The sequence below is a fragment of the Pedobacter duraquae genome, from assembly GCF_004362245.1.
GTDB classification, from domain to species: domain Bacteria; phylum Bacteroidota; class Bacteroidia; order Sphingobacteriales; family Sphingobacteriaceae; genus Pedobacter; species Pedobacter duraquae.
Map to the genome: position 1 here is coordinate 145,572 of NZ_SNWM01000001.1, position 12,337 is coordinate 157,908.

Below are 12,337 nucleotides of genomic sequence, written 5' to 3' on the forward strand. Positions count from 1 at the left end.
CTAGCTGATTCTGTTTTCGAGATATTTGTGTTTCACTAATAGATCGATAAACATGATTACTTTCAGCTATACCATCCTTTACGTTAATAATGTAGAGAACAGCATTACATTTTATGAACAGGCATTCGGATTTAAAAGAAAATTTGTCAGTCCTGACGGCACTTACGGCGAATTGATTACGGGAGCTACAACATTATCATTTGCTTCACATCACCTGGCAAAAAGCAATCTGAAAGATGGATATCAGGAGAGTAATATCGATATAAAGCCATTTGGATTTGAGATTGGTTTTGCTACTAGCGACGTCGAAGGCGTAATAAAAACTGCACTTGAGGCAGGTGCCAGCTTAGCTGCCGAACCGAAAACCAAGCCCTGGGGACAGGTTGTGGCCTATTTAAAGGATTTAGACGGCTTTCTAATCGAAATTTGCACGCCTATGGCATAAGGATAGCATGTTGTTTGAGGCCATCTAAATCACGCCAAAATCAACGATTTCGTTCTTAATCGCATAAAGAACCAGACCAGTTCTTGACTTTATCTGTAGTTTTTCAAATAGTGAATCTCTGTAATTGTCAATTGTTCTCGGACTGAGGCACAGTTGATCTGCAATTTCTTTATAGGTTAGCTCTGAGCAACATAGTTTCAAAAACTGCAATTCATTTTTAGTGAATATTGGCTCGGGCTCGCGAACGGCATTTCTGAAAAGTTTGCCGGACATATTTTCATTTAGGAATACACCCTTATCGTGAATAATGTTTATTGCCAAAAGTAGTTCTCTGGGGCCTGAAGATTTAAGTACATAACCGCCTGCCCCACTTTTGATCATATTAATCACTGCACGGTCGTCTTCATACATGCTCAGTGCCAAAACCTTAATAGCTGGATGATTATCCCTCAGCCATCTACTGGATTGATAACCATCTAGAACTGGCATTTTGATATCCATTAAAACAACTTCAGGATAGAGACCATTTTCAATATATTTCTTCATCACCTCCCCATTTTCGGCCTCAAAAACAACTTCGATTTGCTGCAGTTCCTGAATGAGGTAGACAAGCCCTTTTCTAAAAAGTGCATGATCATCTACGATGGCAACTTTTATTTTTTCGTCACGCTTTTCCATATGGCACCTTAAGTTCGAGTGTTGTTCCTTGGCCTACCACAGAATTGATTAGTGCCTCTCCTCCTATAACAGCTGCTCTTTTATTAATATTTAGCAGACCCATTCCAGATATGACTGCTGCATCTTTTTCAAATCCTCTTCCGTCATCCGAGATAGTTAAGATAAGAAGATCATCTGAATTCTTCAATGTTATGGTGATTTTTTTGGCCGATGCATGTTTAATGATATTGTTAATCCCTTCCTGCATGATCCTGAATAGAATCAACTCTATACCTGGATCTGGAAGTTTCTCGAATTGAGCATCAACTTCCAAAACAACATCAAAGACACCCAATTTTGAGAGATAGTCCACTTCATAACCTATTGCTTCTTTTAACCCGAAAGAAATCAATTGCTCCCCTTGAAGCAGTTTTCCCAACAGCCTCATTTCTGCGATTGCGCTTTTTGTTAGTGATACGGCAGATTCTATTTTATCCCTTGCATCGTTAGGTATATTTTCGGGATTAATCGCATTTAATGTTACTGCGCTGAGGCTAAGCAGTTGACCAACATTATCATGCAAATCAGCACCAATAGTTTCCATTGTCTGCTCCCTTACTTCCATTTGCGCCCTTAAAAGCTCAGCATCAAAAGATTTCCTCATCTCCAACTTTTCATTCATATGACCTTTCCTTTTCTTGAAATACGTTGCCACATATAAAAAAATAAACACTGGTCCCGTTAGAAAGACCAGTGTAGACGCTATGATTAGTGCCTTTAATTCTTGATACCCCATCGCTTAATAATAAAGGAGTTAGCCCAGGCACCATAAAGTACTATATTTATAAATTGCATCATATATCTTCTTATGCTATGATCTTTCATATTAATTAAGGTGTCATGAAATATATTCAGAACTGTACTTCCAAAATAATACAATAACGTTCCTGCAACCCACCAGAATGGCGCAAATCGAAGGATAGCGACGTACTCATCCCTATTCATTAGCCAGTAAAAGTAATACATGCCCATAATACAGTAACATATAGATACCACAGTATTGCAAAAGTCGTTGAACTCCATAAATCCTTTGGCGAAGATCCCATAACTATAACTTGCGAGGAAAACCACTACATACACCCCGGTATAGATATTTACATGTTTTACTTTGCCAGCCATGAGGCTATAAAACATGTATACTACAAAAAAAGCTTCAATGACTAAAAATATGTTGTAGAGCCATGAGTTAGTTACCTGTCCCATAACCTTTAAAAGGACTCTGCCAAAAATCTCTGTGGCACATATCAGGAATAGATAGACGATTTGAGATCTCCATACCTTAATCCTTAACAAACAGATCAGGGCGACCATAAAACATATGAGCTCTACAACGATATTTAAAGTAATAACAGTCATTACTAACGTTTTGTCAGCGAAGCAGGTGTTACTGGTGCTAATAACAGTGCGCCATTTCCTGGACAGTCTCCTGGAGGGCAAAGCTCTCCTTTGTTTTCTGGGGTTAATGGAATTGGGCGTGGCGATTGCGTATAATAATCTCTGTGGTATTTTTTTTGTAATGAATCTTTTGTGGATACAAACAAGATTGTATTCTGTCCTGCATGAGGATGTGCATGGCCAGGAGCATACTCCTTCGGATATTTCGCAAAGTATATCCTTATTCCATCTGTTCCATATTTCATAGTATCACGATCATATTTTAACCTCTTATATAGATTTTCAATTCGTTCGAACGAAAACCAGATAGTTCTCGTATTCGGCTGATTATTTAAGTCAATCCCGCTGAAGCCTTGCACCATTTGGTATGCAGAATCAACACAAATCTGTGCAGTGGAATCAACAATATCACCTTTACACTTCCATATCGCAAAATTGGAAATATCCATCTCTCCAATCTCTCTTTCCTTAGCACCATAATCTGGTTTATGAAATGATAAATAACCCACGCCAAGGCCGGCGAGGAAAGTAAATACTGCGAGTAAAAGAGATTTGTTCATAATTTAGAGTCTTTAAGTTTGGTTTATAAAAATCATTAATTGTCAACACATTAGCAAATAAAAAAACACCTGCAAAGAATGTGATTAAACTCGGTGCGTTCTAGTCGATTTAGCAATCCAGTTGAATCGTCACAATCACAGTAGGGCTTGTAAAATATCTTTTCAAGTTTGTAACTACTATGATATTTTTCCGGCTTATGTGGCATGACATTTCAAATGTAGCACAGCGCATTGGGGGATGCAGGGGTGATTTCACGGTATTTGAAAAAAGGCATTTAATCTTCTATTTTGAGGGTGAAGAAGCGCCGGGAACTTGGAGAGTAAGCGTAGTTCAGCTTTCCTGCATAAGCATATCAGCAGATATGCAGAGCTTTTGTAGCTCTTTTAGTGATGGTCTTTATTCAATAACAGGTCACGAAAAATATTATACAATTAACGGATTACTGATTAGCGCTTACTTGTTTTACGTTTACTAATCACTTCCCCGTAGTAAGCGGCTTCTTTTAACAGGCTCTGTTCAGGGTCAACACGATCATCCTCAAACTTATTATGTCCTTTAATAATTATGTTGATTAATTTACCATTGTCAAAATAATACCGCCCCTCAAATGAGCGTTTGGTTTTGTCATACAGTAAACGCTGATTTTTTTCATCATACAAAAAGCTATTAAGCTGTTGGTAAATAAAAATTAACTTATCATCCTTAAAATAATACTCCTTTGTTTCTGTACCAAACGACAACCCGACCCAAAGTACTATTTTTTTAAGCTCCCCTTTTTTATACAATCCGGTAAGCCGTCCACCCCCATCCGGCATGTGATCGAGGAATTCTTCATTGTTTAACACTATTGTTTTCAGCCTATTGTCGTTGTTAATAATCCTGAATTCTTTTTTGATTTCTGCAATGGTAGTTTTATTGTCCTGTGCCGTAACATAGTAAAAACACATCGTGAGAAATACTAATGAAAGATTACTAAAAATTCGCATAACTATTTAGAAAAAAGTTAATTAACTATGGCATCAATTGGTATGGTAATAGACTTCTTAAGAACCTCCGTGCGTTGATAACCATATAAATAAATTATTCCAGGATCGCAAGATTCGAAATAGACAACCCTTACTCTTTTGGAGTCTTTTTTCCATTTTTTTCCAAGTTCAAAATAGGTTGAGTCGTTTATGAATTGCTTATAGGAGAGATTTGGCCTGGCTATTAATTTGTTATAGAAATATCTTGGGAAAGAAATGCGATTTTTACTACTCATGCAGCTATCTACCAGGATGTCGGTACTATACCCAAGATCATCCTCAACGGCATAATGTAAAACGTTATTTTCAAATCTCAGTACATTGATTTTTGTAGTACCAAAATCAAAGGTCTTTGCCCCATCTACCGGCTTAAGATTAATATTATAAATATGATAAGGTAAAGTAATATCTAGCGTTACCTCACCTTTGATTTTCTGGCCCTGAAGATCCCATTTGGCTAAAGTAAAATTAATGGCGCCAACGTTTTTATTAATACTAACATCTTCTTCATCGATCGTGATTTTTTGTCCCTTGCTATTGGTTAAATTATATTTGGATAGTTTACAGGTTAATAAATCAGCCATTATAAAATTTCTTTCTGAAGGAATATATTCTGCACCAATAGATGGAAGTTCGCCGAAAGCACTTTTGTAGTCTTTCTCTGCCGCGAGATTTTTCTCCAGATATAGCAAAAATGACGCTGCACTTTCCTTATCCAAATTCACCTTCCATGGATAATATGTATTTTCCAACGCTTTTGTGGTATGGATGCTGGTATCTTTAGAAGTCGCCAGCAAATAGGAATGATATTGATCGGCGTATCTTAATTTTGACTTCTCCCAGACATACACACTATCGTTAAGCTGATTTGATAGTACAGACAATTTTTCAGTTTCCTTAGTAGGTTTACAGGCAATTACGAATATAACGAGGCCTAAGAGAAAGTAGCGTTGTAAATTTGATCTCATACTACTACTAATACGATATCTGCGTGAATTGTTTTAGCCTGGCTTATCGTTAACTTTTGAACAATTTCGAAACTGTCTTATCGCATTTCGTGTACGATAACTTATATATTTTTATTTCATTTTGTTAGGTTTTATCAAACGAAATATCTTATTATTGTAATGGGACAAGGCCACCATATTGATCCTAAAAAACCAAATAAAAACTAAATTTTTGTAGTATGAAATTATTATGGCCTGTCGTCTTCATTCTTGCTTTATCCCTAAGTATTCAGGCACAAAGTTTTAAAGTAGACCAAAAACTTATTGCAACTCCACTTACAGACAACACTAACTTTTCATTATTAAATTCCCGTTTAGGTAGTCGATTTACATCCTCTTTATTAAACGAAAAACAAAGTCTGCAAACAGGTAGTCTCGGGTTTGACATGGATGAGCAAACTGGTTTGTTAATTGGCATAACAGTAAATAATAAGCTCTATTGCGTTAGAACAACAAAGCTCCCTAGAAATGCAAACTATTTAAGCAACCAGCAACTTAGGTTTGGACCTGCATCCATGGAGATTAGTGGCGAGACTGCTGAAGGTATTAAGCTTAAGTTCACGCTCATTTCTGCTTTCACGCCATCTAAAGATCTTGAGGATATCGACGCTATCAAAACGCAGATTTTCCCTGGATTTTATTTTCAGGTTACCATAACAAACCAAAGTCAGAAAGACCTCAGTTGTAAACTCAAAGTTGGGCTGGCAAAAACGCCGGTTAAAGGATTCAACTTCATGAGTCTTGAACCAATGAAGCCGGGTAATACAGAGCAACAAGTGCTCTTTAGGGATAATGCTGATGTGGATGATAAACTTGCTTTGGCAGCAGTAAAAGGCCAGGCAAACGGCACGTTTGACAATGAAGGATTTGGTGGGTTAAATTATGAATTTGAACTTAACAAGCAGGCAACAAAAGAGTTCAGTCAGGTATACGCCAGCTACCATAAAAAAAAGGTGATTACCGACAAACGAGTAAATGAGACGCTCAGGTTCTATTATACCAAGTATTGGAAGAACATTGCAGAAGTTGTAGCATACGCCAGGAGCCATGTGGACCAACACATCAATTTAACGCAGAAGTTTGAAGATAGCCTGATGAGTGCAAACTTGACTGCAGAGGAGAAATGGGTACTTGCCTTATCATTCCATACGGATCTGGCAAATACATTTTTCTTAATCGACAAAAATCAGTTACCGCGATTCTATGTTTCTGAGGGGCGTTTTAAACACCTCAGTACAGTTGATGTTGCTCACGAAACTGAGGTAACTTCTGTCTTCTGCCCTTGGCGACTAAAATTGCAACTAAGTCAGTGGACACATTATATCGCGCGAGCAGAAGTTACAGTGCCTGCTAACGCTGTTCAGAATAAACCTGCGTATCAGCAGGGAATGACAGCTGCTGAGTACGGTCCATATTTGTACCACGATGTGGGTGATCTACCGTTTGTTAGCGAAACTGCCAATTACAATTATGGCCCACATATGGCTGTAGAAGAGAACACCTCATTTGTGTTGCTATTATATTATTATTGGAAAATCAGTCATGACGATGCTTTTGTTAAATCTATGTTGGGAACAGTGGATGAATTGTTGCAATCTATAATTAACCGGGATACCAACGGAAACGGAATAGCAGACAAAGCGTATGGCTGGACAACATATGACACTAATGAAGCGTTAAAATTGTCGCCAGACAATACCTTTTTAGGCGCCAAACAACTGAGTGCTTACGTGGTAGCGGCAGAGATGTACAGAGCGTTATCTAATAAAGAACAAATTAAAACGCTGGATGTCACGCAACATGGTGTAGTAGATGGTGAAGGTGCAGGATACAAAAACTTAGGAGTTACCATCAACAATGAGCGTCTGAGGAACAAGCAGGCTTTGCGACTTGAGCAGGAAGCGGATCTGATCTTAAGAACCTTTAAAAAAGTGCAAAAGAAGTATGGCTTTATCCCGGTGAGTCTGGATGAGAGTTTCCCAAAATGGAAACAACGGTCGGTGATGATTGGCGAAGGTTTGTTTTTACCAGGACTGGCAGGCTGCAAAGCGAACCGACTGCAGCTTCTTGCCGAGATCTTGAAAAAAGATTATGCAGCAACTTATGCGCAAAGCACTACCGACTACGGCATTAAATTGACAAGTGAGGAAGGCCCAACCTGGTTTAGCAAAACTATTGTGGCTGATGTTGTGGCTACACAATGGTATAATATCAAGCACTCTTCGGCACCATATATTTACGAATGGAACAAAAACAGCCCCTATGCGTATAACGACGGACTGCTTAAAAAAGATGATGTGTGGATTGGATACTGGTACCCTCGCGGCATCTCTATGCTAGCCGCCTGGTTGCTGCACAACCCGGTCAAAAACTAAATGTATACTTAAAATACGCAGAGATAACATCTGATTTTCAAGGGTGATACATGCCAAATTTAGATTTTTTTTTATGGGATAGTAGTGATACTTTTACCTAAGAATTCGATATGCTCAAATGAAAACAAATTTGCAAAATGGTGTAAAGGAAATAGCGAGGATAGCGAACGTTTCTATAGGCACGGTTGACAGGGTGCTCCATAACAGAACCGGCGTTTCGAAAGTGACAAAAAATAAGATCCTGGCAATAATGAAGGATCTGGACTACCAGCCGAATATTCTGGCCAGACGTTTGGCCTCAAAAAAAGTACTCCGTTTTGCCAGCCTTATCCCCGCAGTATCTACCGAAACTGCATTTTGGGATGCCCCGATAAAGGGAATAGAAATGGCTGAGGTAGAGATCAGGCAGTTTGGAATTGTGGTGGATAAATACTTCTACGACCAAAATGATAAGGAGTCTTTTGTTAAACAGACCAAACAAATCCTTAAAGACGATATCGATGGTGTATTAGTGGCACCGATATTTATTGAAGAGTCTCTGGCCTTCTCCAAACTTTGCAATCAGAGTAACATCCCTCAAGTATTTATCAATTCTGATATTCCACATGAATCGCGACTAAGTTACATCGGACCAGATTTATTTCAAAGTGGTTATCTGAGTGCACATATCATGAATTATCTGGTTAAGGCAGATGATAAGGTGCTGATCATTAATATTTCGAAGGAAATAGAAAGCTACCATCATTTATTAAGAAAGGAAGAGGGATTTATTTCCTATTTCAAGAACAATAAAAAACATGTGCAGATCATTAAAACTGACATCACTCCAAACACAGATTACCTTACTGTAGCAGCAAAATTGACGGAAAAATTAGCTGAGCACAGTGATGTAAAGGCAATTTTCGTAACCAATTCAAGAGTATTTTCTGTAGCCCAGTTTCTGGCAAAAACCAGTCAGGAGCATATTTTTCTTGTTGGGTATGACTTCCTGACCGAGAGTATAGAGCATTTGGAAGCTGGCGTTATTGATTTCCTAATCTGTCAGAAACCGCAGGAACAGGGCTACAAGGGTATTATGGCCTTGTACCAGCACCTGGTTTTAAATACTGAAATCGAACCTACATATTACATGCCTATTGACATCATTACCAAGGAAAACTATAAGTCTTACAGGAACTAAATAATAGAACTACAAGGTTTCCCAGACTTGTTAAGCTGCAATCGGTTTCGGATTAAAATGAATTCAGCTCAATGCCTACAGTTGCTCCTTTATGATCGCCCATGTTCAAACTAATAGATATAGGATCGACTAGTTTGAACATGGGCGAGCTAAAACTAAGATGGACATCTGTTAATTTCTGGCTCGGATCTGAAACATAAGCGGTTGGTTTTGCTGTGTTTATTGCTTTGATCATCACCAAACAAGGTTGATCTACAGTAATCACTTGATCGTGGTATGTCAATGTACCCGCACGATGGAAAGCCACCTGCGTGACTTGGAGATCTTTATGTAGAACAGCTTGTATTGACTCGTTATTTTCTAAGATTTCTACAGCTAATCTTTTATCCATTTCAGCTTGGCCAACGCCGGGTTTTACGATGTAAGCATAAGAGGCATTTATCGGGTCAATTCCATGGTCAAGCCATAGTTTAAATACTTTTCCCTGAAGCTGTTCTTTTGAGCGGTTTGCGTTGATTTTAACCCAGCTACCAATTTGTTGATCTGCTGTTATACAGATTTTTCCGCGGTTTGGAAAATAATAGCCGATACTGTCGTGCCATACCCAGTCAACGTCTTGACCTGTAAACACTTTATTTACATCCAGTAACTTATGATTGGCAGAAACTTTAACTTTTTCTTTTTGCCAGGCCTGATTAACTGTAGTCGCAATTGGTTCTCTTGCAAAACTATTGATTGCTGCACCCAGACATACCACCTCATCATCAAAAAAGAACCATGCTTTTTTTGCCGTCACTTCATTGTAGTCGAACTGGTAAACCGTTGCTCCATATAGCCCATCCGTTACGCCGCCGGTAAACTCGCCAATACCACGCTCTCCCCATTCAAGTGTCGTTTTTTGATCGACGGGATAATCTCTGGCAGTAATTCCAGGGATTTTATCCCACTCCCACAAGGGCATAATATTTTGGTATTCATCACCGGTTCGCTGGATGTTGGTAGCACCATCAGGTAAAAATTTGCCGATCAGATTTTCCTTGTTACCCGTTTCGGTACGTATGGTGCGCTTAGATACTGTTCTTACATTGAAAGAATAAGCGGGCCTGGTATGTAGCGTGTAATCACTTGTGTAAAAATAGGTGTGCGAAGGACTAATCTGGAAAGAGGCCGGTTTTGTTTGCAGCAAGCGTTCCTCAGCTGCGGCGAATAGCTGAGCATTAGCTGGGTTTGCTGCTTTAGCTAAAGCCAACAATGTATTTGCACCTTTTTTAGCTGTGATATTTTGTTTATCCAGGAGATCATTTCTTGAAATTCCTCTGCCTTCAGTATTAAAGTCAATGTAGCGGCCTCTGATTGTCTTCAAAAAGGTATTGATGAGGTAATGATCCAATATTTTTAGTTTTTCTGGCGGTAAGGCATAAGGTGTCCCCGTTACCCAGGATGCAAACTTGTACTCGGCCGTCAAGAACACCTGTCCGTAGCTTGCAATATGCATTTGAGGCCCATGTTGGCGATAGGCATAATCGGGCTGTAAACCTTCTTTATTGTTTAATGTGATAGGCAGGAACGCCTGTGTTACCGCTGAATCCATTAATTGTTTATTGCGGGTTAGGCAAGCCCTGTAAAGCATATGGACGGCGATATCCATTTTATTTGACCCTACATTTTTAACTACATTTCCCTGGCGCATACGCAATACCAGCGAGTCTTTAAGCGACCCGGGTAATATGGTACCGCCGACTTTTAACAGCAGTAAAATTTCACCGATGGCAGTTGGTGAGGCAATGTCATTTTGAAACCAGTTGTTGCTTCTCGGATTTAGTTGCAGCCAGTAGCGCAGGGCGGTGGTAATTTGGCTAGTCAACCTGGCGTTACCTATCGTTGAGGGTTCCTTGATGGCTATAGCCAAGGCAAACTGCTTGAGTCGATTTAGATGCGTTAGCGGCATCCAATTCGTTTCTGCTTTTGATGTATAATCAATTTCTGGCCAACTTCCGTTGGCCAGAAATGTAGCTGTATTATTTATCAATTCACTTTTTAGTTTGAGTGGATCAGCATCTGCCTTTAAATAGGTAGTAACTGCGTGCTCAATCTTTTGAAACTCGTCCTGACTGTACGCATTGCTTTTAAGCATACAGAGCATTACTAACGTGAAAGAGAATTTACACAGTAATTTACCCATATTAGTTAACAGTTACATTTGTCGATTTATAAGCATACAACAATTTTTTCTGATTGATCTGCTCAAATGTGATTTTTTTCAATTGTGCATCGTGCACATCATCCATAACAATAGGCAAGCGATAGTCTTTTTTCTCTGCTGTCATTTTGATGTTTGAGAAATTAATATTCTTCGCATGTCTGACATAGATACCCCATGCCGGTACTTCCTTAAACATAGAAAATTCCGGATATCCCGCAGGAACTTCGGGAATACTGTCAAGTTTATCCAATGCTATATAAGCCATAAATTTACTACCTGCTCCAGGATAGGAGATTTGGAAGTTACTGAAGGTAACATCATTAATGTATTGACCTGGCAAACCTGCGATAATAATTGGAGAGATATTTCTTGGCATATCTTCAATGGGACCTTCGTAATCATATCCTGCATCTGCCTTTCCTAATGGAACATCCGCTACAACATTTTTTATGGAGATACGGTTCATGGTAGATTTTTTTCCAACAACACGTTCTCCAAGTCTTAAGAAAATAACGTTACCGGTATTGGCGCTCTTAAGACCATCTACCAGTACGTCTTCCAGAAAACCACCATCTACACTTTGAAGCGCGATTGCTGAGCGATAGGTGTTGTAAACGGTATTATTCAAGATTTTAATGTTTCTAAAACCACCTTTACCTGCTGTACCGAGTTTAATTCCATTTGCACTGGTACGCACCGTATTGTTTTCGATCAGGATGTTATTGCAATAAAATTTCTCGTTATGGGACTTAAGACAGATCCCATCATCTGCTGCATCGATATTGTTGTTTGTGATCGTCACATTGTCACAATCTACCACATCAACACCATCACTATTCCAAAAGGCAACATTATTTACGGTGATATGGTCTACAACCAGGTTTTTACACCGTTCATAGGTCTGTAACCAGCAGGCAGAATTCTGTAAGATGACTTCTTTAATGTTGACATTAACGCAGTTATAAAAGTAGATCACCATGGGCCGGATAGACTCCCGGGTGCGGTCATATTTCAGTATATCTTCAATCAGTCCGTCGTTAGCATAAGCGATAGAGTTGTTTGCCAAGGCTCTGCCCTGCCCATCAATCATTCCCTTCCCAGTGATTCCCACATTTTCCAGATCACGTGCGTGTATTAAAGCAGTATTTCCAATTCTGTCATAATCGAATGGGTTGGTAGAACCTAATAATACAGCCCCTTCTTCCAGCTGCAGGGTAACATTAGACTTGAGGTGAATAGATCCGGTTAGATATCTGCCTACATAGAAAACCAGTCGCCCGCCCCCATTTTTACTGATGTAGTCAATGGCAAATTGAATAGAACGGGTATTTAATGTTGTGCCGTCCGACTTGATGTGAAAAAAAGAGGCTTTGTAGTCTTTTGCCGAAACTACCGCACATTGCAGCAGGATCAACGATAGTATCATTAT

At 39.2% G+C, this 12,337-nt stretch carries 11 protein-coding genes; 3 read left to right on the forward strand and 8 right to left on the reverse strand.

Going from position 1 to position 12,337, the window contains the following annotated elements; genetic code table 11:
* Positions 1-52: 52 nt before the first annotated feature.
* Positions 53-445, forward strand: coding sequence for a VOC family protein (locus CLV32_RS00740; protein WP_133551418.1), 393 nt, complete (start codon positions 53-55; stop codon positions 443-445).
* Between the two features lie 24 nt (positions 446-469).
* Here the strand turns inward: CLV32_RS00740 and CLV32_RS00745 are convergent, their stop codons facing one another.
* From CLV32_RS00745 to CLV32_RS00770, 6 genes are all read right to left on the reverse strand, one after another.
* A complete protein-coding gene (locus CLV32_RS00745) occupies positions 470-1,123 on the reverse strand; it encodes a response regulator transcription factor (RefSeq protein WP_133551419.1) in 654 nt (217 codons plus the stop codon).
* Positions 1,110-1,898, reverse strand: a complete 789-nt coding sequence (locus CLV32_RS00750; protein WP_133551420.1) for a sensor histidine kinase — start codon at positions 1,896-1,898, stop codon at positions 1,110-1,112. Before CLV32_RS00750 ends, CLV32_RS00745 begins: the two co-directional genes overlap by 14 nt.
* Positions 1,880-2,518: a hypothetical protein gene (locus tag CLV32_RS00755; protein ID WP_133551421.1), complete on the reverse strand. Its 639-nt coding sequence runs from the start codon at positions 2,516-2,518 to the stop codon at positions 1,880-1,882. The genes CLV32_RS00750 and CLV32_RS00755 overlap by 19 nt, the downstream gene beginning before the upstream one ends.
* A 2-nt stretch (positions 2,519-2,520) precedes the next feature.
* Positions 2,521-3,117, reverse strand: a complete 597-nt coding sequence (locus CLV32_RS00760; protein WP_133551422.1) for a hypothetical protein — start codon at positions 3,115-3,117, stop codon at positions 2,521-2,523.
* 447 nt (positions 3,118-3,564) lie between these two features.
* Positions 3,565-4,065 carry a hypothetical protein gene (locus CLV32_RS00765; protein ID WP_166641848.1) on the reverse strand — a complete coding sequence of 167 codons (501 nt, stop codon included), beginning with the start codon at positions 4,063-4,065 and terminating at the stop codon, positions 3,565-3,567.
* 56 nt (positions 4,066-4,121) lie between these two features.
* Positions 4,122-5,111: a hypothetical protein gene (locus tag CLV32_RS00770; RefSeq protein ID WP_133551424.1), complete on the reverse strand. Its 990-nt coding sequence runs from the start codon at positions 5,109-5,111 to the stop codon at positions 4,122-4,124.
* Positions 5,112-5,329: 218 nt separating this feature from the next.
* On the opposite strand from CLV32_RS00770, the gene CLV32_RS00775 reads away from it, so the two are divergent.
* Complete coding sequence (locus tag CLV32_RS00775; protein WP_133551425.1) at positions 5,330-7,525, forward strand: glycoside hydrolase family 52 protein; 2,196 nt, start codon at positions 5,330-5,332, stop codon at positions 7,523-7,525.
* A 118-nt stretch (positions 7,526-7,643) separates the two neighbouring features.
* On the forward strand, positions 7,644-8,705 hold the full coding sequence (locus tag CLV32_RS00780) for a LacI family DNA-binding transcriptional regulator (protein WP_133551426.1): 1,062 nt from the start codon (positions 7,644-7,646) through the stop codon (positions 8,703-8,705).
* 52 nt (positions 8,706-8,757) lie between these two features.
* Here CLV32_RS00780 and CLV32_RS00785 read toward each other — a convergent pair whose 3' ends face one another.
* On the reverse strand, positions 8,758-10,887 hold the full coding sequence (locus CLV32_RS00785) for a polysaccharide lyase family 8 super-sandwich domain-containing protein (protein WP_133551427.1): 2,130 nt from the start codon (positions 10,885-10,887) through the stop codon (positions 8,758-8,760).
* A 1-nt stretch (position 10,888) separates the two neighbouring features.
* Positions 10,889-12,334, reverse strand: a complete 1,446-nt coding sequence (locus tag CLV32_RS00790) for a glycoside hydrolase family 28 protein (protein ID WP_243732202.1) — start codon at positions 12,332-12,334, stop codon at positions 10,889-10,891.
* Positions 12,335-12,337: the final 3 nt, after the last annotated feature.

Excerpts from the sequence above, each read along its gene's own strand:
- CLV32_RS00770 (WP_133551424.1), bottom strand. The coding sequence starts at position 5,111 with ATGAGATCAAATTTACAACGCTACTTTCTCTTAGGCCTCGTTATATTC.
- CLV32_RS00775 (WP_133551425.1), top strand. The coding sequence starts at position 5,330 with ATGAAATTATTATGGCCTGTCGTCTTCATTCTTGCTTTATCCCTAAGT.
- CLV32_RS00765 (WP_166641848.1), bottom strand. The coding sequence starts at position 4,065 with ATGTGTTTTTACTATGTTACGGCACAGGACAATAAAACTACCATTGCA.
- CLV32_RS00740 (WP_133551418.1), top strand. The coding sequence starts at position 53 with ATGATTACTTTCAGCTATACCATCCTTTACGTTAATAATGTAGAGAAC.
- CLV32_RS00790 (WP_243732202.1), bottom strand. The coding sequence starts at position 12,334 with ATGATACTATCGTTGATCCTGCTGCAATGTGCGGTAGTTTCGGCAAAA.
- CLV32_RS00785 (WP_133551427.1), bottom strand. The coding sequence starts at position 10,887 with ATGGGTAAATTACTGTGTAAATTCTCTTTCACGTTAGTAATGCTCTGT.
- CLV32_RS00750 (WP_133551420.1), bottom strand. The coding sequence starts at position 1,898 with ATGGGGTATCAAGAATTAAAGGCACTAATCATAGCGTCTACACTGGTC.
- CLV32_RS00780 (WP_133551426.1), top strand. The coding sequence starts at position 7,644 with ATGAAAACAAATTTGCAAAATGGTGTAAAGGAAATAGCGAGGATAGCG.
- CLV32_RS00755 (WP_133551421.1), bottom strand. The coding sequence starts at position 2,518 with ATGACTGTTATTACTTTAAATATCGTTGTAGAGCTCATATGTTTTATG.
- CLV32_RS00745 (WP_133551419.1), bottom strand. The coding sequence starts at position 1,123 with ATGGAAAAGCGTGACGAAAAAATAAAAGTTGCCATCGTAGATGATCAT.
- CLV32_RS00760 (WP_133551422.1), bottom strand. The coding sequence starts at position 3,117 with ATGAACAAATCTCTTTTACTCGCAGTATTTACTTTCCTCGCCGGCCTT.